21 protein-coding genes and 1 pseudogene are annotated in these 26,339 nt (G+C 65.6%); 13 read left to right on the forward strand and 9 right to left on the reverse strand.

Features of this window, described 5'->3' with window-relative positions; genetic code table 11:
• Nucleotides 1-11 precede the first annotated feature (11 nt).
• On the forward strand, nt 12-1,055 hold the full coding sequence (locus tag ACFQX9_RS38340) for a glycosyltransferase family 4 protein (protein ID WP_377792140.1): 1,044 nt from the start codon (nt 12-14) through the stop codon (nt 1,053-1,055).
• A gap of 62 nt (nt 1,056-1,117) precedes the next feature.
• Nucleotides 1,118-2,101 (forward strand): threonine/serine dehydratase, encoded by a 984-nt coding sequence (locus ACFQX9_RS38345; protein WP_018457523.1) that lies wholly within the window; start codon nt 1,118-1,120, stop codon nt 2,099-2,101.
• Between the two features lie 72 nt (nt 2,102-2,173).
• Here ACFQX9_RS38345 and ACFQX9_RS38350 read toward each other — a convergent pair.
• Nucleotides 2,174-3,975: pseudogene (locus ACFQX9_RS38350) on the reverse strand (caspase domain-containing protein).
• Between the two features lie 163 nt (nt 3,976-4,138).
• Between ACFQX9_RS38350 and ACFQX9_RS38355 the strand changes: the two are divergent.
• Nucleotides 4,139-4,582 carry an RbsD/FucU family protein gene (locus ACFQX9_RS38355; RefSeq protein WP_018457525.1) on the forward strand — a complete coding sequence of 148 codons (444 nt, stop codon included), beginning with the start codon at nt 4,139-4,141 and terminating at the stop codon, nt 4,580-4,582.
• A 30-nt stretch (nt 4,583-4,612) separates the two neighbouring features.
• On the opposite strand, the gene ACFQX9_RS38360 is transcribed toward ACFQX9_RS38355, so the two are convergent.
• Nucleotides 4,613-4,930, reverse strand: coding sequence for an antibiotic biosynthesis monooxygenase family protein (locus ACFQX9_RS38360; RefSeq protein WP_377792141.1), 318 nt, complete (start codon nt 4,928-4,930; stop codon nt 4,613-4,615).
• 87 nt (nt 4,931-5,017) lie between these two features.
• Between ACFQX9_RS38360 and ACFQX9_RS38365 the strand changes: the two genes are divergently transcribed.
• Complete coding sequence (locus ACFQX9_RS38365) at nt 5,018-5,413, forward strand: hypothetical protein (RefSeq protein ID WP_018457527.1); 396 nt, start codon at nt 5,018-5,020, stop codon at nt 5,411-5,413.
• A gap of 222 nt (nt 5,414-5,635) precedes the next feature.
• On the opposite strand, the gene ACFQX9_RS38370 is transcribed toward ACFQX9_RS38365, so the two are convergent.
• Nucleotides 5,636-7,018 carry a hypothetical protein gene (locus ACFQX9_RS38370; protein ID WP_377792143.1) on the reverse strand — a complete coding sequence of 461 codons (1,383 nt, stop codon included), beginning with the start codon at nt 7,016-7,018 and terminating at the stop codon, nt 5,636-5,638.
• 75 nt (nt 7,019-7,093) lie between these two features.
• On the opposite strand from ACFQX9_RS38370, the gene ACFQX9_RS38375 reads away from it, so the two are divergent.
• Nucleotides 7,094-8,290 (forward strand): MFS transporter, encoded by a 1,197-nt coding sequence (locus ACFQX9_RS38375; protein WP_377792144.1) that lies wholly within the window; start codon nt 7,094-7,096, stop codon nt 8,288-8,290.
• Here the strand turns inward: ACFQX9_RS38375 and dgcA are convergent.
• Nucleotides 8,260-9,255, reverse strand: a complete 996-nt coding sequence (gene dgcA / locus ACFQX9_RS38380; protein WP_085383968.1) for an N-acetyl-D-Glu racemase DgcA — start codon at nt 9,253-9,255, stop codon at nt 8,260-8,262. The genes ACFQX9_RS38375 and dgcA overlap by 31 nt on opposite strands.
• A 143-nt stretch (nt 9,256-9,398) precedes the next feature.
• On the opposite strand from dgcA, the gene ACFQX9_RS38385 reads away from it, so the two are divergent.
• The 3 genes from ACFQX9_RS38385 to ACFQX9_RS38395 are packed head-to-tail and all read left to right on the forward strand — an operon-like array spanning nt 9,399 to nt 12,203.
• The gene (locus ACFQX9_RS38385) at nt 9,399-10,532 is read left to right on the forward strand and encodes an ABC transporter permease (RefSeq protein WP_247485268.1); all 1,134 of its coding nucleotides are present in this window, start codon (nt 9,399-9,401) and stop codon (nt 10,530-10,532) included.
• Between the two features lie 2 nt (nt 10,533-10,534).
• Nucleotides 10,535-11,305, forward strand: a complete 771-nt coding sequence (locus ACFQX9_RS38390; RefSeq protein WP_007612400.1) for an ABC transporter ATP-binding protein — start codon at nt 10,535-10,537, stop codon at nt 11,303-11,305.
• Between the two features lie 16 nt (nt 11,306-11,321).
• Nucleotides 11,322-12,203 carry an MlaD family protein gene (locus ACFQX9_RS38395; protein WP_354171277.1) on the forward strand — a complete coding sequence of 294 codons (882 nt, stop codon included), beginning with the start codon at nt 11,322-11,324 and terminating at the stop codon, nt 12,201-12,203.
• Between the two features lie 198 nt (nt 12,204-12,401).
• On the opposite strand, the gene ACFQX9_RS38400 is transcribed toward ACFQX9_RS38395, so the two are convergent.
• Complete coding sequence (locus ACFQX9_RS38400; protein WP_377792145.1) at nt 12,402-18,242, reverse strand: negative regulator of septation ring formation; 5,841 nt, start codon at nt 18,240-18,242, stop codon at nt 12,402-12,404.
• A gap of 426 nt (nt 18,243-18,668) precedes the next feature.
• On the opposite strand from ACFQX9_RS38400, the gene ACFQX9_RS38405 reads away from it, so the two are divergent.
• Nucleotides 18,669-19,013: an Hpt domain-containing protein gene (locus tag ACFQX9_RS38405; RefSeq protein WP_085383991.1), complete on the forward strand. Its 345-nt coding sequence runs from the start codon at nt 18,669-18,671 to the stop codon at nt 19,011-19,013.
• Nucleotides 19,014-19,179: 166 nt separating this feature from the next.
• Nucleotides 19,180-19,500 carry a 2Fe-2S iron-sulfur cluster-binding protein gene (locus tag ACFQX9_RS38410; protein WP_085383962.1) on the forward strand — a complete coding sequence of 107 codons (321 nt, stop codon included), beginning with the start codon at nt 19,180-19,182 and terminating at the stop codon, nt 19,498-19,500.
• Nucleotides 19,501-19,512: 12 nt separating this feature from the next.
• Here ACFQX9_RS38410 and ACFQX9_RS38415 read toward each other — a convergent pair whose 3' ends face one another.
• Entirely contained in the window at nt 19,513-19,980 is a 468-nt protein-coding gene (locus ACFQX9_RS38415) for a thioesterase family protein (protein ID WP_317246097.1), read from the reverse strand.
• Nucleotides 19,981-20,160: 180 nt separating this feature from the next.
• Between ACFQX9_RS38415 and ACFQX9_RS38420 the strand changes: the two genes are divergently transcribed.
• The 3 genes from ACFQX9_RS38420 (at nt 20,161) to ACFQX9_RS38430 (ending at nt 22,642) form a co-directional block, all read left to right on the forward strand.
• Nucleotides 20,161-21,189, forward strand: coding sequence for an NAD(P)/FAD-dependent oxidoreductase (locus ACFQX9_RS38420; RefSeq protein ID WP_007612390.1), 1,029 nt, complete (start codon nt 20,161-20,163; stop codon nt 21,187-21,189).
• 116 nt (nt 21,190-21,305) lie between these two features.
• Nucleotides 21,306-21,908, forward strand: a complete 603-nt coding sequence (locus ACFQX9_RS38425; RefSeq protein WP_377792147.1) for a DUF2147 domain-containing protein — start codon at nt 21,306-21,308, stop codon at nt 21,906-21,908.
• Between the two features lie 377 nt (nt 21,909-22,285).
• Nucleotides 22,286-22,642, forward strand: a complete 357-nt coding sequence (locus ACFQX9_RS38430; RefSeq protein ID WP_094183661.1) for a hypothetical protein — start codon at nt 22,286-22,288, stop codon at nt 22,640-22,642.
• Nucleotides 22,643-22,697: 55 nt separating this feature from the next.
• Here the strand turns inward: ACFQX9_RS38430 and ACFQX9_RS38435 are convergent, their stop codons facing one another.
• From ACFQX9_RS38435 to ACFQX9_RS38445, 3 genes are all read right to left on the reverse strand, one after another.
• Complete coding sequence (locus tag ACFQX9_RS38435) at nt 22,698-22,961, reverse strand: hypothetical protein (protein WP_377792149.1); 264 nt, start codon at nt 22,959-22,961, stop codon at nt 22,698-22,700.
• A 254-nt stretch (nt 22,962-23,215) separates the two neighbouring features.
• Nucleotides 23,216-24,757: a galactarate dehydratase gene (gene garD, locus ACFQX9_RS38440; RefSeq protein WP_085383954.1), complete on the reverse strand. Its 1,542-nt coding sequence runs from the start codon at nt 24,755-24,757 to the stop codon at nt 23,216-23,218.
• A gap of 129 nt (nt 24,758-24,886) precedes the next feature.
• Nucleotides 24,887-26,335 carry an aldehyde dehydrogenase family protein gene (locus ACFQX9_RS38445; RefSeq protein WP_085357952.1) on the reverse strand — a complete coding sequence of 483 codons (1,449 nt, stop codon included), beginning with the start codon at nt 26,333-26,335 and terminating at the stop codon, nt 24,887-24,889.
• Between the last annotated feature and the right edge of the window lie 4 nt (nt 26,336-26,339).

Below are 26,339 nucleotides of genomic sequence, written 5' to 3' on the forward strand. Positions count from 1 at the left end.
AAGGCAGCCTGATGCGCATCCTGGTCGCGACCGACGCCTGGCACCCGCAAGTCAACGGTGTGGTTCGGACGCTGACCAAGCTTGCCGACGCCGCCAAAAGTCTCGACGTCGAATTCTCGTTCCTGACGCCGCAATCGTTCCGCACCTTTGCGATGCCGAGCTATCGGGACGTGCGGGTGGCCATGCCGCGCCCGGGCAGAATCGCGAAGCTGATCGAAGAGGCGCGCCCGGACAGCATCCACATCGCGACGGAGGGGCCGATCGGCCTGATGGTCCGCCGCTATTGCCGGCAGCGCAAGCTGCCCTTCACGACCAGCTTCCACACCCGCTTTCCCGAATATGTCCGCGCCCGCGTGCCGGTGCCGGGCTCGCTGATCTGGCGGGCGCTGCGCCGATTCCATAGCCCCAGCCGCGCCGTGATGGCGGCGACGCCGGCGCTCGCCAGTGAGCTGACCGAGCGCGGCTTCGACAATGTCGTGCTGTGGCCGCGCGGCGTCGACCCCCATCTGTTCCATCCCCGCGAGATTGATCTCTGCCTGCCGGCGCCGGTGTTCCTCTCGGTCGGCCGCGTTGCCGTGGAGAAGAATCTCGAGGCGTTCCTCGACCTCGAGCTGCCCGGCACCAAGGTGATCGTCGGTGACGGCCCGGCGCGTGTCGCGCTGGAGGAGGCCTATCCGGACGCGATCTTCCTCGGCGAAAAGCACGGCGAGGAGCTGGCGGACATCTATGCTGCGGCCGACGTCTTCGTATTTCCGAGCAAGACCGACACGTTCGGCCTGGTCCTGCTCGAAGCGCTGGCGAGCGGCCTGCCGGTCGCGGCTTTCCCGGTGAAGGGCCCCCGCGACGTGATCGGCGATGCGCCGGTTGGCGCGCTCGATCACGATCTGCGCAGCGCCTGCTTTGCCGCGCTCGACATCTCCCGGCAGGACTGCGTGGAATTCGCCGCCAACTACACCTGGGAGGCCTCGGCCCGGGCTTTTATCGACAGCATTTTGGCCGTCGGCGCGGTAATGCCCGGCCGAAACGGGGCAGAGCCGGCGCGATTCGTCGCCTGAGAGCCCAAAGCCTCGCGCGGAGATGCCTTGCCCGGGCCTCATCCGGCGCGATAACATCAGGCATGACAGAACAGCTTCTCCCGATCGGCCCTGCCGATATCGACGCCGCAGCACGCGTGATCGCACCTTTCGCCGTCCGCACTCCGCTGTTGTCCTTTCCCGTGCTCAACGAGCGTGTCGGTGCAAAGGTCTATCTCAAGCCGGAGATGCTCCAGCGCACCGGGTCGTTCAAGTTTCGCGGTGCCTTCAACAAGGTCGCCTCGATCCCGCAGGACAAGCGCGCCGGCGGCGTGGTTGCGTTCTCCTCCGGCAACCACGCCCAGGGCGTGGCGGCGGCGGCCAAGATCCTCGACATGCAGGCGACCATCGTGATGCCCGCGGATGCGCCGTTGTCAAAGCGCGAGCGCACCAAATCCTACGGTGCCGAGGTCGTGCTGTACGACCGCGACCGCGACGACCGCGAGGCGATCTCGCGCGGCATCGCCGAGAAGCGCGGCGCGACTCTGGTCAGGCCCTATGACGATCCCTTCGTGATCGCCGGTCAAGGCACCGCCGGCCGCGAGATCGCCGAGGACATGGCGGCGCTCGGTCTCAGCCCCGACATCGTGGTCGCCCCGGCCTCCGGCGGCGGCCTGATCGCCGGCGTTGCAACGGCTGTGAAGGCGCGTTTTCCGCTGGCCGAGATCGTGGTGGCCGAGCCCGACGCGTTCGACGATCACGGCCTTTCGCTGACCGCGGGCCATCGCGAGCCGCACGCACCCGCCGGCCGCACCATATGCGATGCGCTGATGGCCCTGATCCCCGGCGAGATGACGTTTGCGATCAACAGCAAGCTGCTCGCGCGCGGCGTCACTGCCTCGGACAAGGAAGTCGGCGCGGCCGTCGCCTTTGCCTATCGCGAGCTGAAGCTCGTGGTCGAACCGGGCGGAGCGGTCGGCCTGGCGGCGCTGCTTGCGGGACGACTTGATGTTGCCGGCAAGAACGTCGTCATCGTGCTCTCCGGCGGCAATGTCGACGCCGATTTGTTTGCGGAGCTGGTGGCCTGATAATCAATCCTCTGACATCAAGAAGGGCAGAGCGTCTCCGCTCTGCCCTTTGTCGTGTGTGGCCGACCGCGATCAGTGCATGAAGCCGCGGTGGTTGTTGCCGCCGTTGGCACCCTGGCTCTGGTTCATCGACTGCCGGAAGTTGTTGCTGCCGTTGTTGACGATCCGGTTGGTCTCATTGAACTGCGGGTGGTTGTTGTTCTGCACCTGCACCTTGTTCACGGGGTTGTTGCTGATCCTCGCCCCGTTGTTGATGCGGATCGGGTTGTTCTGCGTCTGAACGTTGACGGGCTTCGTATCGATGGTCGTGCCGCCCTTGCCGACATTGACCGGCATGCTCACGATCTTGCCAGGATTGCCACTGGTTGTGCCGTTGGCAGTACCATTCGGCGTCTTGTTGGTCGCAGGCAGCGTCACGATCTTGCCGATGCCGCCATTGTTGTTGGTGGTGTTGGTCGGCGCAGGCAGGGTCACGATCTTGCCCGGGGTCTGCGACGGCGTGCCGTTCTGCTGGTTGGGCTGGTTGTTGCCCGCGGGCAGGTTGACGATCTGGCCGCCATTGCCGAGCTTGCCGATGCCGTTATTGTCGCCCGACTTCTGCACGATCGGCAAATTGCCGTTCACTTGCGCGCCGCCATTACCCTGCTGCTGCGGCATGTATTTGGGCTGGCCGAGATTGCCGATCTTGAAGGTCGGGGCGATATTCTGCGGCGCCAGGAACTTGGTCGCCTGCATCAAGGGGATCTGCTTCGGCTGCATCTGGAGCTTCAGTGCGACCTGCGCATAGGGCGTGTTGCCGTAGTTGTCGTAGAAGTTCTTGTAGGCGACCGGCGAGTTCGCGAGCACCGTCTTGTGCCAGGCCTGCGTGAGCAGCAGGTTGTTGAGCAGCCAGCGGACGTGATCGCACAGCGGGTCGTGGGGATACATCGTGATGAACTCCTGATAGTACTCCGGCCGGGCTTCGGACACGACGTAGTCATAGGCCTGGCGGGTCGAGCGGCTCGGCAGGTTGGAGGCCATCTGCACCACAGGCGCATTCACCGGCGCGCGGTTGGCGGCAACAGCGGTGTCGCCGAAGAAGGTGAAGTCAGACGTCAGCGACGAGCTCTCCCACGGGATCTGCGCGCCGCTGGTGGTCTGGTTCACTTCGAGGCGCACGCGCTTGAACAGCTGCTCGATCGGCACGTTGGGCTCGCGCGCGACGTTCAGGAAGGCCTGCGTGTAGGGGCTGTGGCCGCCGGCGCCGTCCTGGCTTCGGCGCCCGGCGCGGTCGAGTAGCCGACGATCGAGCCGTTCGGGGCATCGACGATGGCCAGACCGCGGCCGGCATCGTTCACGTTCGGGAACGGGTTATTGCGGCAGGCGTCGAGGATGACGATGCGCATGCGGCTCGGGATCGTCTCCAGCGTCGACATCACGTCGACCAGGCGGACGGAGTTGTTGACGAGCTCGGTCTGGCTCGAGACCTTGGCGTCGACGGGAACGAGGTAGTTCTCGCCGGCGAGCTGCACGCCGTGACCGGCGTAGTAGACCATCGCCACCGTGTTCGGACCGCGCGCCGACACTTTGGCGGAGAAGTCCTGGACGACGCGGAGCATGTCGTTCTGGGTCAGGTCGGTCGCGGCGACCACTTCGAACCCGGCGGAGTTCAGGAACTTCGCCATGGACTCCGCGTCATTGTCGGGGTTGGCGAGCTGCGGCGCGTTCTGGTAGTTCGAATTGCCGATCACCAGCGCGACGCGCTGTTCCGGGCCTTGCAGCGCGGTCGGGGCCGGCTCGACCGGGGCGACTTGCGCGGAAACTGGGCCGCAGGCAAAGCCGAACAGGCTCCCCAGCAGGCTAGCCGTCATCAGGAAAGGTTTTAGGCGGAACATGGCGTGCTCCTTTGGCACTGATCTCGATACGAGATTGGTTGCCGGCAAACTTGGCCGCGTTCGAGTTTGATGTCCGTGATCCCCATCACCATGGTAGGCTGCGTGATCTGAATCACGCTTGGACCTGCCGAGGTGGGCGCCCAATGGGAGGACAGTCCGTCACATGCTGAAATCGATCGATCCGATCCTCACGCCCGACCTGCTTTGGCTGCTGGCTTCCATGGGCCATGGCGACGATCTCGCTTTCGTCGATGCCAATCACCCCTCGGCGCGCATCGCGCAGAGCACGCATTCGCAGCGCTTGATCCAGTTGCCGGGCATGAGCATGGAGACCGCGATTCGCGCCATCATGTCGGTCTATCCGCTCGACGATTTCGATCCCGATCCGGTCCGCGTGATGATGCCGGTCGACGATCCCGACCGCGTCCCCGACGTGCAGCGCGCGGTGCTCGCCGAGATCGAACGCGCCGCCGGCCGGCCCGTCACGCCCGGAAAACTCTCGCGGCCGGATTTTTATCGCGCAGCGGCGGCGAGCTTTGGCGTCGTGCAGGTCGGCGACAGCAGCAGTTACGGATGCTTCCTGATCAGGAAGGGTGTGATCAGCTAGCAGCGCACGATCGAACCATGCGGGACGGCGTCACGCGTGCTCGAATGGTCCGACCTCGCGGATCACCTTGCAGATCTGCAGGAAGCCGCTGGCGTAGAATTCGGCATGTCCCCGCTTCATCGTCTCGACATGTTCGGGATGGGTGCGCCAGGCTTCGAGGGCTTCCTCCGAGGCAAAACGGAACACGGTGAGCTCCTCGCCGTCGTCGGCCTTGAACGACTTGACCGATACAAAGCCGGGAAGACGGCTGACGACGTCGTACATGCGCGCGCCGAGTCGGTCGTGTTCGTCGACAGAGGCGCCGTCACGCAATTGCAGATCGCCAATGACAATCACTTCACCAATCATATTTCTACACCTTAATCGATAGGATTCCTGCCGCTCGATCTGCTATTCGGTTTCGTGAGGGCTTTGTTACTTGGCACTCGAAATTGAATGGTCATTCCGCAAGCGGCCGTCTATCGTCCATCCATGTCACGCTTTTTATGTCTATCTGTCGCTATCGTCCTATCGCTGCTGCCGGCTGTCGCGCCGGCTGCGTCAATCCAAAAGCGTCCCAAGCAAGCTTGGCATGGCTACGGCTTCCTGCCGGGCTATCGCCAGCCGCTGAGCAACAGCATTCCGCTCTACAAGCAGAAGGAAGCGATGCGGCGGATGTCGCCCAGCGACCGGCGCCATTGGTACATCGATCCGGTTCCGCAATATTACGGCTGGGATGGTGAGTGGCGCTATTTCGGCCGGCCCGGCTTCGGCGGCGGCCGCTACAATGGCGGCAGTTTTGGGCCGTGCTGGACGCGGACGCCGATCGGTGCGGTGTGGAATTGCGGGTGATCGGCTGAGCATCCGTCATTGCGAGCGGAGCGCGCTGCGCTCGCAATGACGTTGAGGAGAGAGTGTTTTCCTCATTCCGCTCTCGTGCCGCGGACGCAGCGTGGCGTCTCGTCGATGGTGCGCTGCAGAGCCGGGGCCATGTGGCGACGGAAGCTGTGGCTCGTGGGTCCCGGATCTGTGCTTCGCTTGTCCGGGACACGAGACGGAGCAGGCCGCATCCCCTTACGAGAAGAACGCGATCTTCTCGGCCTGGGTCATGCGGCGGATTGGCGCCATGGGATCGTTGGCGGCGGCGCGGGGCTTTTGCAGGATGCCGCTGGCGAGGATGGTGGCGCCAAGCGAAGCTTCCGGAACCGGCGACGTCATCGGGAGCGTCGTGACCTGCGCCGCGCCGAATGTCGCGGATGCTGCCATGACGGGCGCCGGCTGCTCCATCACTTCGGCGGCGGCTTCCGCAATGGCGTTGGTGAGGCGCGCCAGCGATTCCATCGCGATCGGCGCTTCCTCTACGGGCTCCTCCACCACCGCTGCGGCGGCGACTGGCTCGGCTGCGGCCGGCTCCGGTATCTCGGCTGCGATGGGCGCTGCAGCCTCCGCAACCACCGGTTCCGGAACGGTCGCTTCCATGTCGACCGGTTCGATGATCTCGTCGAATTCGGGGTCGGGCGCGGCCATCTCCAGCGCGATGGCCTCGAGGATGGCTTCGTCCTCGGCTTCGGCGGCGGCATCGAGCGAAAATTCGTCCGTCACCTCCCCGAAGGCCTCAGTGGCCGGCTCTTCAAAAACGATGTCTTCAGGCGCGATCCGGCTCTCGGCGACGGTCTCCGGCTCGAGCGCGGCGTCCGTCGCCTGCTCGGCAACGGAGAAAGCCTCGGAGACGATTCCGGCCGCTTCCACGGCGGCTTCGGGCTCGATCGCCTCTGCGATGTCCTGCGGCGCCTCCGTAAAAGCCACGGGTGCTTCGCTGGCCATCGCCGCAGGCGCGGCCTCCGCCAGCGGAGCTTCCGCAGCGGACGACGGTGCCTCCTGCACCGGAGCCGGCGAGGGGCGCGCGGCCTGCGGTGTTGCGTCAGCGTCGGTTTGGTCGATCCGGTCCTTGAGCAGATCGAATGCGGCCTTGAGGTCGGCGCGGGGGTCGATGGTCGAAACCTGCGCGCAGGCCGCCTCGATCGAGGCGAGCTGCGAATCAATCAGGTCGCAGATTCGCCCGTCGGCGCCGATCTCGCGCCAGCGCCAGGATATCTCCTTGATGATACGCAGGCCGCGCGGAATCGGCGCGAGGCTCGCCTCGATCGCCGCGGGATCGAACGCCGCGATCGCAATCGTCTCGGCTTCGCGGATCGCGTGCCGGATCGCGATCAGGGCCTCGGGCAGGCGGTCCTCGACGACGGGTTGGCGCTGTGCCGCAAGGGTTTCTTCGATTTTCGCGACCGCGTCGAGCACCATGCGGGTATCGGCATTGCGGTTGCGCTTGGCGTATTCGCCGAGGAACCAGCGGCCGCGCGCGGTCTCCATGAAGGCTTCGCGGATCGCGTCGTAATCCTGCTCGTTCGGCTCGGCCGCACGGGCAGACATAGGCGAGAGGGCGAATGCTTCGTTGGCCATGTCAATCTCGTCGCGCAAATCACCGCGCGTTACAGTAACGATCATCACGATATCAACCGAATCGCAATTGGTTTGATGGCACCCGAATCACAAATCCCCATTGCAGCATCTCAGAAGCGGCGATTCGCCGTGAGCCTCGCGCTGTTCTATTCGGCCGTGTTCGCGGTGTCGGGAACGCATCTGCCGTTCTTTCCGGTCTGGCTGAAGGCGATCGGCATCGACGCGGCCTGGATCGGCCTCATCAACGCGCTGCCGGCGATCACACGCTTCACCACGCTGCCGCAGATCACCGCCTTTGCTGAAAAGAGACATGCGATTCGCGCCGGCATGATGGTGTCGGTGCTGGCGACGGCGATCGGGTTCACGGCGGTCGGCTTGCAGCAGCAGCCGCTGGCGCTGTTCCTGATCTATGCGCTGACCTGCATGATGTGGACGCCGACCATGCCGCTGACCGACGCCTATGCGCTGCGTGGCGTCGCCCGCTACGGGCTCGATTACGGGCCGGTGCGGCTGTGGGGTTCGGCAGCCTTCGCGGCCGGCTCGCTCGCCTGCGGCTATCTCGTAGACCACATCGCGGCGCGCGATCTGATCTGGGTCATCGTCGCCTGGGCCGTGGTTGCGGTCGCCGCCGGCATGCTGCTGCAGCCGCTCGACGATGTCAGGCGAAGGACGACGGCGGTGCACGCCGGCAAGGCGCTGCTGCGCGATGCCGGCTTCTGGGCCATCATCGTTTCGGCCGCGCTGATCCAGGGCAGTCACGTCGCGTACTATACGTTCTCGGCCATCAACTGGCAGGCCCACGGCCTCGGCGGGCTGACGATCGCGGGCCTCTGGACGTTAGGGGTGATCGCGGAGATCGTCGTGTTCGCGCTGTCGCCGCGCTTCTCGCTGCACCCGTCCTCGCTCATGGCGATCGGGGGCGCGAGCGCGGTCGTGCGCTGGGTCGTCACCGCGTACGACCCGCCGCTCGCGCTGCTCGCGGTCGTGCAGCTCGGCCACGGCCTCACCTTCGGGATGACCATTCTCGGCACGATGAGTCTGCTGGTGCAGCGCGTGCCGTCGCATCAGATCGCGCGGGGGCAGGGCTATTACGCCGCGTGCAACGGGCTGCTGGGTGCGACCACCTCGATCGCGTCGGGCGCGATCTACGCCCGCATTGGCGACGGCCTGTATCACGTCATGGCCGCGATGGCCGGTGTGGGTGCGCTTTTGATCTGGTCGGCGCGGCACCGGCTGAAAGCTCATCCCCAGAGCGACGAGTCCGGCGGGTAGACCAGGCTGTCATCATAACGCAGGCCATGATCGCGGTCGCGCGTCAGCAGCAGCGGGCCGTCGAGATCGACGAAGCGCGCCTGCGGCGTCACCAGCATCGCAGGCGCCATCGACAGCGAGGTCGCGACCATGCAGCCGATCATGATCTCGAAGCCGAGCGCCTGCGCGGCATCGGCCATCGCCAGCGCCTCGGTGAGGCCGCCGGTCTTGTCGAGCTTGATGTTCACGGCGTCGTAGCGCTCGCGGAGCGACGCCAGCGAAGTGCGGTCGTGCACGCTCTCGTCGGCGCAAACCACCAGCGGCCGCTTGATCCGCGCCAGCGCGTCGTCTTGGCCCGCGGGCAGCGGCTGCTCGACCAAGGTGACGCCGACGGCCTCGCAGGCCGCAAGATTCTGCTCCAGATTGGCTTCGGTCCAGGCCTCGTTGGCATCCACGATCAGCTCGGATTCGGGTGCGGCGTTGCGCACCGCGGCGATCCGCTCCCCGTCGCCGTCGCCGCCGAGCTTGATCTTGAGCAGCGGCCGGTGCGCCGCCTTGGCAGTCGCCGCCGCCATGGCCTCGGGCGTGTCCAGCGAGATCGTGTAGGCCGTGGTGCGTTCGCCCGGCGCCGGGCGGTCGAGCACGCTCCAGGCCCGCAATCCGGCCGCCTTGGCTTCCAGATCGATCAGGGCACAATCCAGGGCATTGCGGGCCGCCCCGGGCGGCATGGCGGCTTGCAGGGCCTGGCGGGTGAGGCCGCCGGCCACGGCCTCCCGCATGGCCTGGATGGCGGCAAGGGTCGCCTCCGGCGTCTCGCCATAGCGGGGATAGGGCACGCATTCGCCGCGGCCGGTCAGGCCCTTCCGGCGGACCTCGGCCACAACGGTGACGGCCTCGGTCTTGGCGCCCCGGCTGATGGTGAAACTGCCTGCGATGGGAAAGCGCTCGATTCGCGCAGCGAGGGCAGGAACTTTGCTGGAAGTCATTTTGAACTCTGGCGAAATCTGAACCTGCTGGTTACCTCTAGCAACTAAGGTTAACCAGTTGGGGATACCTTCTCCGGGTAAGGGCGCGTGCGCAACCATCTGATTTCAACCGTTTCTCGCGCCCCGGCACGGGAGCGGACATCTTGAACGGCGATCCGAAGCTGGAACGGATTGCGAAGGGCAATGCGCTGGCACTCTGCGCGACCGGAACCTGGACCGCGAGCTTCGCGCCGGTCCTGGAGCGGATGGTGGCTGACGCCGAGAAGCTCGCCGGCGGCCCACAAAGCATCTTCATCGACGTTTCCGAGGTCGCCAAGCTCGACACCTTCGGCGCCTGGCTGATCGAGCGGCTGCGCCGCAGCCTGACGCAGGGCGCCGTCGAGGCGCAGATCGCCGGCCTCTCCGCCAATTATTCGAGCCTCGTGGACGAGGTGCGGCGGGTCAGGGCGACGCCCGTCATCGACACCAGCACGATCACCATCACCGGCATGCTGGAGCAGATCGGCCAGACCGTGGCCGGCGTTGCCGGCACGGTCGCAGGCCTGATCGACATGCTCGGCGCGGTGCTCGCAGCGGGCGCGCGTACCCTGATTCATCCGCGCTCGTTCCGCCTGACCTCGACCGTGCATCATCTCGAGCAGGTCTGCTGGCGCGCGGTGCCGATCGTGGTGCTGATCACCTTCCTGATCGGCTGCATCATTGCCCAGCAGGGCATCTTCCATTTCCGCAGGTTCGGCGCCGACATCTTCGTCGTCGACATGCTCGGCGTGCTGGTGTTGCGCGAAATCGGCGTGCTGCTGGTCGCGATCATGGTCGCCGGCCGCTCGGGCAGCGCCTATACGGCCGAGCTCGGCTCGATGAAGATGCGCGAGGAGATCGACGCGCTGCGCACCATGGGCTTCGATCCGATCGAGGTGCTGGTGCTGCCGCGCATGCTGGCTCTGGTGCTGGCGCTGCCGATCCTGGCCTTCCTCGGCGCGATGGCCGCACTCTATGGCGGTGGTCTTGTCGCCTGGCTCTACGGCGGCGTCGATCCCGAAGCCTTCCTGCTGCGCCTGCGCGACGCCATCTCGATCGACCATTTCATCGTCGGCATCGTCAAGGCGCCGGTGATGGCTGCGGTGATCGGCATCGTTGCCTGCGTCGAGGGCCTCGCCGTGCAGGGCAGTGCGGAATCGCTCGGCCAGCACACGACCGCGTCGGTGGTGAAGGGCATTTTCTTCGTCATCGTCATGGACGGCGTGTTCGCCATCTTCTTCGCCTCGATCGGGATGTGAGGATGGCAGGCGAGATCCAGAACCCCATCATCCGCGTCCGCGACATCACCGTGCAGTTCGGCGCGACGCGCGTGCTCGACGGGCTCGACCTCGACGTCAAGCGCGGCGAGATTTTGGGCTTCGTCGGCCCTTCCGGCGCGGGCAAGTCCGTGCTGACACGCACGATCATCGGCCTCGTGCCTAAGGTCGCAGGAAGCATCGAGGTGTTCGGCGTCGACCTGGATGCCTCCAATACGTCGCAGCGTCGCAACGTGGAGCGTCGCTGGGGCGTACTGTTTCAGCAGGGCGCGCTGTTCTCCTCGCTCACGGTGCGGCAAAACATCCAGTTTCCGATGCGCGAATATCTGCGGGTGTCGCAACGGCTGATGGACGAGATCACCATCGCCAAGCTCACCATGGTGGGTCTCAAGCCCGAAGTCGCCGATCGCTTTCCCTCGGAACTTTCGGGCGGCATGATCAAGCGCGTGGCGCTGGCGCGCGCGCTGTCGCTCGATCCGGATCTCGTCTTCCTGGACGAGCCGACCTCGGGCCTGGACCCGATCGGCGCCGGCGACTTCGACGAGCTGGTCAGGACGCTGCAGCGTACTTTGGGGCTGACCGTTTTCATGGTAACCCACGACCTCGATAGCCTTTACACAGCATGTGACCGCATCGCCGTTTTAGGCAACGGCAAGATCATTGCGGCAGGGTCGATTGCCGACATGCAGGCCTCGCAGCATCCCTGGCTGAGGCAATATTTCCATGGCAAGCGCGCTCGCGCGGTGATGGGCTGAGGTGCCGGAGTAGCTGATGGAAACGCGGGCAAATTACGTGCTGATCGGGTCGTTCACGCTGGCGGTGATCGCCGCCGCGATCGGCTTCGTGCTGTGGTTTCAGTCGCTGCACACCACCAAGCAGCGTAGCCCCCTGCGCGTCGTGTTCGAGGGCCCGGCCGCGGGCCTGCGCAACGGCGGCAGCGTCAATTTCAACGGTATCCGGGTGGGCGAGGTAGTCTCGGTGAAGCTCGACAACCCGCGGCGGGTTGTCGCACTTGCCATGGTCGAGAACAATGCCCCGATCCGCAAGGACACCCTGGTCGGCCTCGAATTCCAGGGCCTGACCGGCGTCGCCGCGATCTCGCTCAAGGGCGGCGAAGAGGCGGCGCCAGCGCCGCCGCTGGACGAGGACGGCATTCCGACGCTGACGGCCGATCCCAACAAGCTCCAGGACGTCACCGAGGCGATCCGCGGCACGCTCCAGAACATCAACAAGATCGTCGCCGACAATCAGGAGTCGGTGAAGAACTCGCTGAAGAACCTCGAGACCTTCACCAACTCGCTCGCCCGCAACTCCGAGAAGATCGACGGCGTGATGGCCAAGGTCGACGGCGTGATGCTCAAGGCCGATAGCCTCATGCTCGGCCTCAACACGCTCGCCGGCGGCAAGGACGGCGGCGAGCTGTTTCTGGCGGTGAAGTCGATCCGCGAACTGGCCGACGATTTCGACAAGCGCTCCGGCGCATTGATGACCGACGGCCGCCGCACGCTCGGCGACATCAGCCGCGCCGTCAACAATTTCGACCGCAACCCCACCCGCGTCCTGTTCGGCGCCAGCAACAACGCGCCGGCGGCCGCGCCGCCACCGCCGCCAGAGCCGCCGAAGCCCGCGGTGCCGGAGCGCCGGCGGCAATAGCGACGTTGCACTCGTCTCTCACCTCGTCATTGCGAGCGAGCGAAGCAATCCAGACTGCCTCCGCATAAGCAGTCTGGATTGCTTCGTCGCAAAGCTCCTCGCAATGACGAGTTTGTGGAGACGCAACGACCTCTCAAAACAAAACGGAGGCCGTGAGGCCTCCGTTTTCATTCGTCATCCGTCTTGGCGACTGACGGCTTATCCCAGCCGGCCCGCTGCGTGAGCGAGCAGCGTGTACACCAGGCCCGTCTCCGAGGTCAGGTGGTTGCGCAGCTCCTGCGGGCCGCGGCCGTCGCGGGCGACTTCGTCGAGCAGGCGTTCGAACTCGGCGACATAGCGGTCGACCGTGGCTTTGAAGTTGCGGTCGGAGCGATACTTGCGGGCGACCTCGTCAAAGGCCTTCTGGCCGGCGGGCGTGTAGAGGCGCTTGGTGAAGGCCTTGTTCTCGCCGCGCTGGTAGCGGTCCCACATCTCGGAGGCGAGGTTGCGGTCCATCAGCCGGCCGATGTCGAGCGACAAGGATTCCAGCGGATTGCCGCCACCTTGCGGAGCCTGCGGCTGCGGAGCCGGTGCAGCCTGGCGGCCGCGCTGGGGCTCACGTCCGCTGGGCGCGCCCTGGTTGGCGTCCGTGCGGCTCAGCAGGTCGGACAGCCAGCCGTCACGGCCCTGGTCATTGCCGGCCGGCGCCACCGGCGGGGCTTCGGTGCGGCGCGAGGAGGCCGGCATGCCGAGGTCCGGCGGCGGCAGCGTCGAGGCGCTGGCGCTCTCGCGCATGCGCGTCTCGGTGCTGCGCGCGCCGACGGCCGCCAGCATCGGCTCTTCCTGGCGTTGCACGCTGGCGCGGCCCGTCGTGGAGACGTCGAGGCCGCGGCCGTGCTGGGCCACGATGCGGTTGAGCTCGGCGAGGGCCTCGATCTGGTCGACGATCACCTTGCGCATCTGCGCAGTGCTCTCGGCGGCCTCCTGGGGCATCTCGAGCACGCCGCGGCGCAGCTCGTTTCGGGTGGCTTCGAGCTCGTTGTGCATCTCGAAGGCCATCTGCTTCATGCTGGAGACGAGATTGGTGAACTTCTCGGTCGACTGCTTGAACATCGCATCCGCCTCGTCGGTGGTCTGGCGGTAGATGTCGTGCATGGCCTCGACGGTCTGCCGGTGCTCCTCTTCGGAGGCCGACCGCACCGCCTCGAACTGGCGGGTGATCGCGGCGGAACCGGCGCCGGCGGTCTCCGCGACGACGCGGGCGATGTCGCGGGCACGCTCTTCGGCAGCCGCCAGCGATTCATCGAGCAGGCCGGTGAAGCGCGACAGGCGCTGGTCGAGATCGGCCGTGCGCAGGTCAATCGTGGTGACGAGCGATTCCAGCGCCTCCTTGCGTTCGGCGAGCGAGGCGGTGGTGTTCTTGTTGCTCTGTTCCACCACCTGCGCGGCCTCGACCAGTGCCTTGCCGTGCGCGTCGAACTGGGTCGACAGCTCGCCGAGATCCTGGAGCGCCCGCGTGGTCTTGCTGTTGAAGACGTTGAGCTGGTCTTCCAGGTTCTGCGTCGCAGCGCCGTTGCGCGAGGTGACGTCGTTCATCGCCGAGACGAAGTCGGCGACGCGCGTCACCAGCGCCCGCTCGAGCGAGTTGAGGTTGTCGTGCGCACCGGTCAGCACCTCCTGGAGCAGGATGTTGCCTTCGCGCAGGCGCTCGAACAGGGCGACCGTGTCGGTGCGCAGGATCTTGCTGGTCTCCTGCATCTCGGTGACGGCCGCGATCGAGACCTGGCGCGACTGGTCGATCGCCGCGCGCGAGGCCTGCTCGAGGTCCTTGAGCGACTTGTTGACGGCACCGGTCGCCATCTCGCTCGCCGAGTTGATGGTCCGCGCCACCTCGGAGCCGTTGCCCATCATGGTCTGCGAGAACGCATGGCCGCGCGTCTCGATCGACTTCAGCGCGTCGGACGTGACGCGGTCGATGTCGAGCGTGAGCTGGCTGGTCTTCGAGCCGATCGCGTCCACGAGCGAGCCGCGCTTGGCGTCGATCATGTTGGCGAGACGGTCGGACTGCTGCTGCACGTAGGTGACGATCTCGTCGGTCTTGCCGGTCATGGCCTGGCCGAAGCTGCTGCTGGCGGCGAGCACCGACCGCTCGACGTCGGCCGAACTCGACTTGACCCGCGAGCTCGCCTCGTTGGAGGCGTTGATCAACGCGTTCTGGGCGTTGAGCGCGCTGGTCTGGATGTCGTTGGTCGCGTTCGCGGTGGCGGTGCTCAGCGTACGCTCGATCTCGCTCGAGATCGTGCGGATCTGGCTTGCGGCATCCGCCGAGGTCGAGGTCAGCGAGGTCTGCGCCTCACGCGCGCTGTTGAGGATGGTCGAGGCGGTGTCGGCGCCGACCGAGGTCAGCGTGCGCTCGATGTCCGTGGTCAGCGACTTGATCTGGCTCGCAGCGTCCGTCGAGGCAGAGATCAGCGTGCCCTGGGCCTCGCGTACGCCGCTGGTGAGCGCCTCGATGGTGGCGCCGCCGGCGGTCGCCAGCGCGCGCTGCATCTCGGCCGCCAGCGAACGAACCTGGCCGGTCTGTTCGGCGGAGACCGCCAGCAGGGTGCTCTGGGCATCGCGGGCGCTGGTCGTGATCGTCTCGGCGGTCGACTGGCCGACCTGCGAGAGCGAGCGATGCACTTCGGCGGCGAGAGACTTGACCTGGCTCGCCGCATCCGAGGACGCGTTGACGAGCGTGCTCTGGGCTTCGCGGGCGCCGGTCATGATGGTCTCTGCCGTCGCGGTGCCCGCCATCGAGAGCGAGCGCTGCACGTCCGAGGACAGCGCCTTGATCTGGTTGGCGGTCTCGCTCGAGGCCGCGATCAGCGCGCTCTGCGCATCGCGGGCGCCGGCGGTGATCGATTCCGCCGTGGTGGTGCCGGCCATCGACAGCGAGCGCTGCACGTCGGCGGTGAGGGTCTTGACGTGGTTGGCGGCGTCCGAGGACGCCGTGACGAGCGTGGTCTGTACCTCGCGGGCACCGGCCAGGATCGAGGCGGCGGTCGCCGAGCCTGCCGACGACAGCGTGCGTTCGACGTCGGCGGTGAGAGACTTGACGTGGTTGGCCGCATCCGAGGACGCCGTCACGAGCGTGGTCTGCACCTCGCGGGCACCGGCCAGGATCGAGGCGGCGGTCGCCGAGCCTGCCGACGACAGCGTGCGTTCGACGTCGGCCGCGAGCCCCTTGATCTGGTTGGAGGCATCGCCCGACGCGGCGACCAGGGTCGACTGGGCTTCGCGGGCGCTGGTCAGGATCGAGTTCGCGGCACCGGTGCCGACGGCGGTCAGCGCACGCTCGACCTCGGCGGAGGTCATCTTGAGCTGGGCGTTGACGTCGGAGGAGACCGTCATCAGCGACTGCTGCGCGGTGCGCGCACCGGTCTGGATGGTCTCGCTGGTGTTGACCACGAGGTTGGTGAGCGAGCGCTCGGCGTCCTCGACATGCGAGCGAATCGCGGTCGAGATCATCTCGGCGCGGGACATCATGTCGTCGCTGGCCTGGCGTCCGCTGCTCTCGATGCGGCCGGCGACGGCCTCGACGCGCGAGCCGAGCAGGTCCTCGAACTGCGCCACGCGCACGTCGATGTCGCTGGCGACCGCACCGACCTTGGTGTCGATGGCCTGCTGGATGTCCTGGAAGCGCGCCGTGACCGTGTCGGTCAGGTGCATGCTGCGGCCATCGATGATCTCGGCGACGCCGGTGATGCGGCGATCGACCGCCTCGATCGCCTGCGCGGTGCCGTCCGTGAGTGTCGAGGTCAGCAGGGTGAGGCGGGAATCGATCGACTGCACGGCCTGCGAGGCGCCGTTCGTCACCGCGCTGGTCAGGTAGGTGAGGCGCGTGTCGATGGATTCGAGCGCCTGCGACGCGCCGCCGGTGAGGGTGGTCGTCAGATGCGTGAGGCGCGTGTCGATCGTCTGGATGGTCTGCGACGCGCCATCGGTCAGCGAGGTCGCGAGGTGGTTGAGGCGGTCGTCGATGGTCTCGACAGCCTGAGACGCGCCGTCGGTCAGCGACGTCGTGAGGTGGGTGAGGCGGGAGTCGATCGACTGGATCGCCTGCGCGGCGCCGTCGGTCAGCGACGAGGCGAGGGTGTTGAGCCGTCCGTCGATGGTCTCGGTAACCGACTTCGCACGGGTATCGAACGACTGTTCGAGCGCGGCGACGCGGCCGACGAGCTGCTCGTCGAAGGTCTTGATGTGACCGTCGATCGTGGAGTCGAGGCTCGAGATCTTGCCGTTCAGCGAGGCATCGAGGTTGCTGACACGTTCGCCGATCGTGGTCTCGAACTGCACCAGGCGCTGGTCGAGCACAGCGGTGATCGCGCCGCCATTGGCGGTGAAGCGAGTGTCGAAATTATCGACATAGGTCTTCAGCGACTCATGGATGTCCTGCGTGCGCTGGCCCATCCGATCGACGATCTCGCCGCCGAAGGTCTTCACGGTGCGGTCGAACTCGGAGATGTGGCGGGTGATCAGCGCGCCCAGCGTGCCGGAGTCGCGGGCGAACTTCTCGACCAGCTCGGTGCCCTGGTTCTTCACCAGCTCGTCGAAGGCGCTCATCTGGAGCGACAGCGAGTCGTGCGCGGTCTCGGTCTGGCTGACGACCTTGGCGACCAGCGTGTTGACGGTGGCGTCGAGTGCTTCGCTCGCCTTGTCGCCGGAGGTCATGATCTGGCCGGCGAGGCGGTTGCCGGCGTCGTCGATCTTGGCGGAGAGGTCGTTGGAGCGCAGCTCGAGCTCGAGCAGCAGCGAGTCCGACGAATTCTTCAGGCTGTCGTGCACCTGCTCGGTGCGCTCGGAGATGCCGTCGACGATCGCGGCGGAGCGCTGCTCGAACTCGCCGGTGATGCGGTCGATGCGCTCGTTGAGCATTTCGTGGACGCGGTCGGCGAGATCGACAAACTCGTCGTGAACGTGGCCGGTCTTGAAATTGAGGCTGGTGGTCAGCCGCTCGCTGGCGTCGAGCACGGCGCGGGTGGTCTCGTTGCTGGCCTCCTCGAGGCGGTCGAGCAGGTCGCCGCCGCGCTCGCCGAGCGCGAGGATCATGTTGTCGCCGGCGTTGCTGAGCGCACCGGTGATGTGGGCGCCGCGCTCTTCGAGTGCGCCGGTGATGGACTTGGCGACCTCGTCGACGCGCGAGGCAATCGCGTCCGAGATCAGTGCGATGTCATGGCGCAAATCGATCTGCACGCCGGAGATGGCGCTGCGGACCTGCTCGGCCTGGCCGACCAGATTGTCGCGCTGATGCGCGATGTCCTGGAGCAGGGCGCGGATGCGCACTTCGTTGTCGGAATAGGCGCGCTCAAGCGCCGCGACCTCGTTGGCGACCAGCGTCTCGAGTTCGCCGGCGCGCGCGATGGCGCGCTCGATGCCGTCGCCCATCGCCGCAACCTCGCGGCGGATGGCCTGGCCGACGGTCACCATGGAATCCGAAGCCGAGCCTTCCGGCTCGGAGAAGCGGATCGCAACCTGGGCCATAGCCTGCGCGACCGAGCTCATTTGCTGGCCGCGCCAGACGAGGCTCGCCAGGAAGAAGAACAGCATGATCGGCGCGAAGAACATCGTGACGAGGCCGGCAATGGCCAACACGCCGCCGCTCTGGCCCATCGCCGCCTGGATCGAAGGCAGGAAGCCGACTGTCAGCGCGGCGCAGGCCGCCAGCCAGATGACGGTGAAGATTGTCGCGCCGGTGTAGATGTTGCGGGTCGGGCGTCCCGTCTGCAACGTCTGCAAGAGCTGGCCGATGGTCGCACGGTCGTCATTGGCGGCGCGGCGCGAGGAGCGCGGCTCCTCGATCTGGTCGAACATCGCACGTTCGTTCGCCGCAGGGCGCGCGTCGAAGCTCGGTTCGTCGAACATCGGGGGAGCCGGTGGCTCGACCGGGGGCGACGTTTCGCTGCGCATCGAGGCGTTGCGGCTGGTGTCCGCGGCCGTGTCGCTGATGTTCAGGGCCTCCTGGATTGCAGAAAGCGCATCTTCTGTGGGGTCTTTGACCTTTTTCGGAGTGTTTGCCATGTTCAGTCCGAGCCCTCGTTACTTGTACGCGTCCCCCCGCGAGCTCTGCGCGCTACGCAAGCCCACAGTCCGGATCATGCCGCTTGCGCGGATCTCCGAGCCATCCCCACCCGGACGGCTTGTCCGCCAATTTCTCCAACATCCTATTGGCAGAGCGTCGCGAATGAAATGCCCGCGATTAAGACATTCTTAATCATCGTTAACAGGATCGTGCCGTAAGGCCTTAGCAATAAATGGAATTCTCCACCGGACTCGCCGGATTGCGGCAACTTTTCGTCAATAAACAGGCAGATTTGCGCAAAACGGCCGGAACATTTCGTTAACCATTTCTATGCTTGGGTGGAGGGAACTTCACCGCCGGACCGGCGGACATCGCGCGATGCCGGGGCCTGCGCCATGATACCTGAACTGCAACGGATGGACTGGATGCCCTCGCCCCCGCTTGCACCCATCGACAGCCCGCTCGACCTCGATCATCTCTCCCGCATGACGCTCGGTGATTCCGAGCTGAAACAGGAAGTGCTGGCGATGTTTGCCGAGCAGGCGGTGCGCCTGATCGCGGCGATGGCAGCGCTGCCGGCCGAGGCCGGCGCACTCGCCCACAAGCTCAAGGGCTCGGCGCGCGGGATCGGCGCCTTTGCGGTGGCGGACGCCGCAGCCAGCCTGGAGACCGCGATCCAGACCGGCCAGGGCCGGCCTCACGCCTTCGCCGCACTGAAAGAGGCGGTGACCGAGGCTCGCGCCGCCATCGAGGCGATCCTGAATCCTTAGGCCGACAGGGCCAGAACCGTGCTGTAGTCTTTTGTTTTGACGGGTCTTCTTCCCGCGAAGCGGTATTCGCGACTTCATCAAAACGCTATGGCGCCGGGCTGACCGACCCGTTATAGGACAGCCCGGACCCTCCTTCATTCCCTAGATCGCGGCAGCACGAGCACACATGGCCAAAATCCACTTTGTCGATCACAAGGGCGAAACCCGTACGGTGGACGTCGAGAACGGCGCGACTGTGATGGAAGCCGCCATCCGCAACAGCATTCCCGGCATCGAGGCCGAATGCGGCGGCGCCTGCGCCTGCGCCACCTGCCATGTCTATGTCGACGAAGCGTGGCGCGAGAAGGTCGGCAGCCCGACGCCGATGGAAGAGGACATGCTCGACTTCGGCTTCGACGTGCGCCCGAACTCGCGCCTGTCCTGCCAGATCAAGGTCTCCGACGAGCTCGAAGGCCTCGTGGTGGCGACGCCGGAACGCCAGGCCTAACTCTCTTAGCTATCATGTGCTGGGCTGCGCGACCTGGATGCCGCGCTTGTGCCAGGGGCTGAGCTTCTCGAGCACTTCCGCGGTCAGCGGCGTTGGCCGGCGCGACGCCTCGTCGATCATCACGGCGACCGATGTCGCTGATGCAATGCACTTCCCTTCCGAAAACACCACCTGCTCGAACGTCACCGACGTTCGTCCCAGCTTCACGACGCCGAGACCGAGCTCGATCGTGTTCGGCCAGTGCAGCTCCGCGCGAAAATGAATGTCGAGCCGCACCATGATCCAGGCAAGTCCGGGCGGCGTCAGGCCGTATTCCGGGAGCTTCATCAACGTGACGCGGCCGGTCTCGAAATAGGTGGCGTAGACCGCGTTGTTGACGTGCTGGTTAGGGTCGAGATCGCCGAAGCGGACATTGTCGCTGAGGCGAAAAGGGTAGTCCTCCAGGCGCGGCGTCGTATCGAGGCGACTTGGTGCGTTCACCGATTGATCTCCGTCATATCGTTGCTGGTTACAGCCCAGTTATCCTGACCCGGCAAGTGGGCGCGGCCGCGGGGCGCTCCCGCTTTTATGCCTTCCCTGATCCATCCCCGTTGGCTAGACAGGCAGGGTCACCTCGGCCCAAAGGGCGCCGTCCCACCGAACGACCGATAAAGAGACGACATGAGCGACGCGATCAAAACCGATGTGCTGATTATTGGTGCCGGCCCCTGCGGTCTGTTCGCCGCCTTCGAGCTGGGCCTTCTCGACATGAAGACACATTTCGTCGACATCCTCGACAAGGTCGGCGGCCAGTGCGCAGAACTCTATCCGGAAAAGCCGATCTACGACATTCCCGGCATTCCGCAGGTTTCGGGGCAGGGCCTCACCGACGCGCTGATGGAGCAGATCAAGCCGTTCCATCCGACCTTCCATCTCGGCGAGATGATCGAGACCGTCGAGAAAATCGGCGATCCGCTGTTCCGCTGCACCACGGACGCCGGCAAGGTGTTCGAATGCAAGGTGCTGGTGATCGCTGCCGGCGGCGGCTCGTTCCAGCCCAAGCGTCCACCGGTGCCGGGGATCGAAGCCTACGAAGGAAGCTCGGTGCACTACGCCGTGCGCAAGATGGAGACGTTCCGCGACAAGAACGTGCTGATCGTGGGCGGCGGCGATTCCGCGCTCGACTGGACGCTCAATCTGCATCCGATCGCCAAGCGCATCACGCTCTTGCACCGTCGCGACGATTTTCGCGCCGCCCCCCACAGCGTCGAGCAGATGCGCGCGCTGGTCGCTGCCGGCAAGATGGATCTGCGCCTCGGCCAGGTCACCGCGCTGTCAGGCAGCGAGGGCAAGCTGAGCGGCGCCACCGTGAAGGGCAACGACAACAGCGTGAGCGAAATTACCTGCGACACCATGCTGCCGTTCTTTGGGCTGACCATGAAGCTCGGTCCGGTCGCGAACTGGGGCATCGCGCTGGAGAACAATCTGGTGCCGGTCGAGACATCCGCGTTCGAGACCAATGTGCCAGGCATCTTCGCGATCGGCGACATCAACACCTATCCCGGCAAGATCAAGCTGATCCTGTGCGGCTTCCACGAGGGTGCGCTGATGTCGCAAAAAGCCCATCGCTACGTCTATCCGGAGAAGCGGCTCGTGTTCCAGTACACGACATCGTCCTCCAGCCTGCAAAAGAAGCTCGGCGTCAACTGATGGCGGCGGGCGATGCCCCATGTTTCTGGTGCTGGAACAGTTCGCGAAATCGCCGTAGTCTGCGGCCATTGCAGTTGGCGGCTTAGCAAGGCGATTGGCTCAGCAAGGTGATGATAATGCGGACTCTCTTTTCCAGCTTTCGGCTGTTCTCGCTCCTCACGCTCGCGATGACGCTCGGTGCGGTGAGCCCGGTTGTGGCGCAAGTGCAGCAGCCGACCGCCGCAGGCCTCTGGCAGAAGGTCGAAGACGGCAAGACGGTGGGATGGTTTCTCTTCATCGACCACAACGGTGTGTTCGAAGGCGTCATCGCAAAAACCTTCCCGCGGCCCGGCGACGACCCGAACGAGGTCTGCGCGAAATGCACGGACGATCGCAAGAACGCGCCGGTGCTTGGGCTCTCCTTCATCCGCGACATGAAGCGCGACGGCCTGAAATATGACGGCGGCAACGTGGTCAATCCTCGCGACGGCAACATCTGGAAGGCCAAGATGACGGTCAGCCCGGATGGGCAGACGCTGACGATGCGCGGTTTCCTCGGCATCTCCCTGTTCGGCAAGGACGAGACCTGGACGCGTCTTCCCGACGCCAACATCGCGCAGGTCGATCCCGCCATCGTCGCCAAATATCTCCCGGCGCAAGCAACCGCCGCGACCAAGCCCGTGCCCGGGCCCGCGGCGAAGAAGGGCGGCGCGATGATGGCGCCGGTGCCGAAGCAGTAGGTCTACGTCGCGCGCTGTGCCGCCCGAACTTCCGTAGCTCCACACACCGCCGTCATCGCCCGCGAAGGCGGGGACTCCAGTACGCCGCAGCCTCTCGGTGTTCTTGCGCGGTGTCCGTGGATCCCGTGCGCAATCGCGCATGCGGCCGGCTGAGACAGCGGAGAACTTGGCGCGCGAGCAGCGGTCATACCCGTCGAAAGACCAATGCGTGCCGGACGCGCGCCAGTAGTTCCCCGGAATGCGCGGTGGCGCCGGATTTGCATAGCTATCCGCAAAGCTGTTGGGGGATGAGTCGCCGTCCTTGACGCCTTCGCCGAGTCGCGAAAGGCGGACGGCAGCGATCGCCCGCGGCGATGATCTCGATCCGCGGAGACGACATGAGACGTGCAATATCGTGTGCCGCCATGCTGCTGGTCCTGACGGTGCTGCTGACGGCCCCAATGATGGCGCGCGACGACGGGCGCTACGCCAACTCGCCATTAAAACCCTGGTTCGAGAGCCTGCACAGCGAATACGGCCAATGCTGCTCGGATGCCGACGGCTATATGGTCGCCGACGTGGACTGGGAATCCGACAAGGGCCGTTATCGCGTGCATCTCGACGGCGAATGGGTGGTCGTGCCCGACGGCGCCGTCATCACCGAGCCGAACAAGATCGGCCGCACCATGGTGTGGAAGCACTATATCGACGGCCATCCGCGGGTGCGCTGCTTCATGCCAGGCAGCATGACGTAAAGTGAAACGTCATCCCGGGCGACGCGCAGCGTCGAACCCGGAATGGCGTCGAGGCTTAGCGCGCCTCGTTGTTGGCGCTGACGCTCGCAAGCCGCTTCACGCGTGGCGACAGCACCGACATCTGCGCGGGCGAGGCGGGCATGCCGGCGACGATCATCGCGGGCGCAGTCGACTGCTCCTCGACGCCTGCGCCGCCGAGCACCTGGACTTGCGTCGCCGAGATCGGAAACGACGTCACTTCGTAAGAGGGAAGCTCGCCAGCAAACGCGCCTGACGAGTTCATGGCAGTGGCAACGGCAATCATCGAAAGAACGCGCATTGGAAAGTCTCCGTGAGAAGTGGCAATCGGAGGTTAGGTCGCGGCGATGCCGCAACAGGTTCGCTCGTATGCGAACATTCGATCGCGGTCGCTGATCTATTTGATTGCGTGATGTCGAGCGACGAAGCGCGAAGGAAGTTTTCCGCGCCAATGTTTCCGGACGGTTTCGCGGGAGTGGTCGCGCGGTGACGCGTCCCACGTCCCGAAACGGCACCAATGCATCCACGCGGCGAGGCAGCGTCCGCGCGCGGCGCTCAGGTCACTGGCGCCGGATTGAACAGCGTCAAATCGTTGTGGATGCCCCAACGATCCGACCAGGGCTTGGTGCGGCCGCTGGCGACGTCGAGGATCAGGCGGAACAGGTCCCAGCCGGTCTCCTCGATGGTCTTCTCGCCGGTGGCGATCCCGCCGGCATCGAAATCGATCAGGTCCTTCCAGCGTCGCGCCAGCTCGCTTCGAGTCGCGACCTTGATCACGGGCGCAGCCGCAAGGCCGTAAGGCGTGCCGCGGCCCGTTGTGAACACCTGCAGCGTCATGCCGGAGGCGAGCTGAAGCGTGCCGCAGATGAAGTCGGACGCCGGCGTTGCCGCAAACAGCATGCCCTTCTGCGTCGCCTTCTCGCCGGGCGAGAGGACGCCGGTGATCGCGCTTGATCCGGACTTGACGATCGAGCCGAGCGACTTCTCGACGATGTTGGCGAGGCCGCCCTTCTTGTTGCCGGGCGTGGTGTTGGCGCTGCGGTCCGCGCCGCCACGGGCCAGATAGGAATCGTACCAGGCCATCTCGCGGACCAGCGCGCGGCCGACGTCCTCGTTGATGGCGCGCCGCGTGAGCAACTGGATCGCGTCGCGCACTTCGGTGACTTCTGAGAACATCACGGTGGCGCCGGCGCGCACCAGCAGGTCGGCGGCGAAGCCAACCGCAGGGTTCGCGGTGACGCCGGAGAACGCGTCGCTGCCACCGCATTGCAGGCCGATGACGAGATCGGCGGCCGGGCAGGTCTCGCGGGTGCGCTTGTTAAGGATCTTGAGGCGGGCCTCTGCCTGAGTCATGATTGCCTCGACGATGGCGCCAAAACCGTCGAAGGCTTCGTCCTGCATGCGCACGATGGCATTGCTGACGCCTTCCGGCACCAGACGTTCGGGCGCAAGCTTCTCGCAGCCGAGGCTGATGACCAGGATCTCGCCGCCGAAATTCGGGTTCTGTGCGATGTTTTGCAGCGTGCGGATCGGAATCACGGCATCAGGCGCGTTGATGGCGACGCCACAGCCATAGGCATGCGTCAGCGGCACGACGTCGTCGACATTCGGATATTTCGGCAGCAGCTCGGCGCGGATGCGCTTCACCGCATATTCCATCGTGCCCTTGACGCATTGCACCGAGGAGGAGATGCCGAGGATGTTCTTGGTGCCGACCGAGCCGTCGGAATTGCGAAAGCCTTCGAACGTAAAACCTTCGAGCGGCGGCAGCGGCGCGGGAACGGCGGTCGAGATTTCCAGCTTGTCGAGGGCAGGGGCCTCCGGCATACGGATGCGCGCTTCGTCCACCCATTCGCCGGCCAGGATCGGCGCGAGCGCATGGCCGATCACCTCGCCATAGCGGATGATCGGGGCGTCCTGCGGGATGTCGACCAGCGCCGTCTTGTGTCCCTGCGGCACGAAGGCGCGCAGCGTCAGCCCGCTGGCGAAGCGGGAGCCGGCGGGAAGCCCGAAATCATTGACAACGATCGCGACGTTGTCGCGCTCGTTGAGCTTGATGTAGCGAGGCTGCTCTTTCGCTGCGACTGACTGGTCCATCTGCTTTACCTCGGAAACTCAAGTCGTAGGGTGGGCAAAGGCGCAAAGCGCCGTGCCCACCATGCTTCGTGCCGAACGTAAGCGGTGGGCGCGCCTCGCTTTGCCCACCCTACGATATCTTGCCCGTGGTTAGCCGGGATAGGTATAGGCGGTCTTCACCGTCGTGTAGAACTCGCGGGCATAGGAGCCCTGTTCGCGGGCGCCGTAGCTCGAACCCTTCCGGCCACCGAACGGCACGTGATAGTCGACGCCGGCCGTCGGCAGATTGACCATCACCATGCCGGACTCGCTGTTGCGCTTGTAGTGCGAGGCGTATTTAAGGCTGCTGGTGCAGATGCCGGAGGCGAGGCCGAACTCGGTGTCGTTGGAGATCGCGAGCGCCTCCTCGTAGTTCTTGGCGCGAATGACTGCGGCGACCGGGCCGAAGACCTCCTCGCGCGAAATGCGCATGTTGTTGTTGGCCTCGGTGAACAGCGCCGGCTGGAGGTAGTGGCCGGGCGTTTCGCGCTTGAGCAACTCGCCGCCCCAGGCGAGCTTGGCACCCTCGTCCTGGCCGATCTTGATGTAGCGCAGGTCCTGGTCGAGCTGGCTCTGGTCGACCACCGGGCCGATATGCACGCCGGCCTTGAGCGCGTCGTCCACCGTGAGGCCTTTCAGGCGCTCGGTCACCGCCGCAACGAAACGGTCGTGAATACCTTCGGTGACGATCAGGCGCGAGGACGCCGTGCAGCGCTGGCCGGTGGAGAAATAGGCGCCGTTGACGGCGACTTCGACGGCGGTCTTGAGATCGGCGTCGTCGAGCACGACCAGCGGGTTCTTGCCGCCCATCTCGAGCTGGAATTTCTTCATGTTGCTCGAGGTCACGCAAGCCTGCGCGATCTTGCGCCCCGTCTGCACCGAGCCGGTGAAGGTGATCGCGGCGACGTCGGGATGCTCGATCAGGGTCTGGCCGACCACGGAGCCCGAGCCGACAACGAGGTTGAACACGCCGGCCGGGATGCCGGAGCGGGTGATGATCTCGGACAGCGCATGCGCCGAACCCGGCACCAGTTCGGCAGGTTTGAACACCACGGTGTTGCCGTAGCAGAGCGCCGGCGCGATCTTCCAGGCCGGGATCGCGATCGGGAAATTCCAGGGCGTGATCATGCCGACGACGCCCATCGGCTCACGGGTGAGCTCGACGTCGATGCCGGGACGGACGGAAGCGCCCTTCTCGCCGATCATGCGCAGCGCCTCGCCGGCGAAGAATGCGAAGATCTGGCCGGCGCGCGCGACCTCGCCAATTCCTTCCGGCAGCGTCTTGCCTTCCTCGCGGGCGAGCAGGCGGCCGAGCTCTTCTTTGCGGGCGATGATCTCGAGCGAAATCTTGTTCAGCGCGTCGTAGCGCGCCTGCGGCGTCGACTGCGCCCAGGCGGGGAAGGCGGCCTTGGCGGCTGCGATCGCCTTCTCGGTCTGGGCCTTGTCGGCCTTGGCGTATTCGCCGACGACGTCGTTGGTGTTGGAGGGGTTGATGTTCTTGGTGACGGCGGAGCCATCGACCCATTCGCCGCCGATGAAGTTCTTCAGGATCGCAGTCATAGCT

The organism is Bradyrhizobium sp. GCM10028915 (genome assembly GCF_042666195.1).
GTDB classification, from domain to species: Bacteria; Pseudomonadota; Alphaproteobacteria; order Rhizobiales; family Xanthobacteraceae; genus Bradyrhizobium; species Bradyrhizobium canariense_D.

Bases quoted from the DNA above. Each gene is read 5' to 3' on its own strand.
- ACFQX9_RS38340 (WP_377792140.1), top strand. From the start codon at position 12: ATGCGCATCCTGGTCGCGACCGACGCCTGGCACCCGCAAGTCAACGGT.
- ACFQX9_RS38345 (WP_018457523.1), top strand. From the start codon at position 1,118: ATGACAGAACAGCTTCTCCCGATCGGCCCTGCCGATATCGACGCCGCA.
- ACFQX9_RS38355 (WP_018457525.1), top strand. From the start codon at position 4,139: ATGCTGAAATCGATCGATCCGATCCTCACGCCCGACCTGCTTTGGCTG.
- ACFQX9_RS38360 (WP_377792141.1), bottom strand. From the start codon at position 4,930: ATGATTGGTGAAGTGATTGTCATTGGCGATCTGCAATTGCGTGACGGC.
- ACFQX9_RS38365 (WP_018457527.1), top strand. From the start codon at position 5,018: ATGGTCATTCCGCAAGCGGCCGTCTATCGTCCATCCATGTCACGCTTT.
- ACFQX9_RS38370 (WP_377792143.1), bottom strand. From the start codon at position 7,018: ATGGCCAACGAAGCATTCGCCCTCTCGCCTATGTCTGCCCGTGCGGCC.
- ACFQX9_RS38375 (WP_377792144.1), top strand. From the start codon at position 7,094: ATGGCACCCGAATCACAAATCCCCATTGCAGCATCTCAGAAGCGGCGA.
- dgcA (WP_085383968.1), bottom strand. From the start codon at position 9,255: ATGACTTCCAGCAAAGTTCCTGCCCTCGCTGCGCGAATCGAGCGCTTT.
- ACFQX9_RS38390 (WP_007612400.1), top strand. From the start codon at position 10,535: ATGGCAGGCGAGATCCAGAACCCCATCATCCGCGTCCGCGACATCACC.
- ACFQX9_RS38395 (WP_354171277.1), top strand. From the start codon at position 11,322: ATGGAAACGCGGGCAAATTACGTGCTGATCGGGTCGTTCACGCTGGCG.
- ACFQX9_RS38400 (WP_377792145.1), bottom strand. From the start codon at position 18,242: ATGGCAAACACTCCGAAAAAGGTCAAAGACCCCACAGAAGATGCGCTT.
- ACFQX9_RS38405 (WP_085383991.1), top strand. From the start codon at position 18,669: ATGCCCTCGCCCCCGCTTGCACCCATCGACAGCCCGCTCGACCTCGAT.
- ACFQX9_RS38410 (WP_085383962.1), top strand. From the start codon at position 19,180: ATGGCCAAAATCCACTTTGTCGATCACAAGGGCGAAACCCGTACGGTG.
- ACFQX9_RS38420 (WP_007612390.1), top strand. From the start codon at position 20,161: ATGAGCGACGCGATCAAAACCGATGTGCTGATTATTGGTGCCGGCCCC.
- ACFQX9_RS38425 (WP_377792147.1), top strand. From the start codon at position 21,306: ATGCGGACTCTCTTTTCCAGCTTTCGGCTGTTCTCGCTCCTCACGCTC.
- ACFQX9_RS38430 (WP_094183661.1), top strand. From the start codon at position 22,286: ATGAGACGTGCAATATCGTGTGCCGCCATGCTGCTGGTCCTGACGGTG.
- ACFQX9_RS38435 (WP_377792149.1), bottom strand. From the start codon at position 22,961: ATGCGCGTTCTTTCGATGATTGCCGTTGCCACTGCCATGAACTCGTCA.
- garD (WP_085383954.1), bottom strand. From the start codon at position 24,757: ATGGACCAGTCAGTCGCAGCGAAAGAGCAGCCTCGCTACATCAAGCTC.
- ACFQX9_RS38445 (WP_085357952.1), bottom strand. From the start codon at position 26,335: ATGACTGCGATCCTGAAGAACTTCATCGGCGGCGAATGGGTCGATGGC.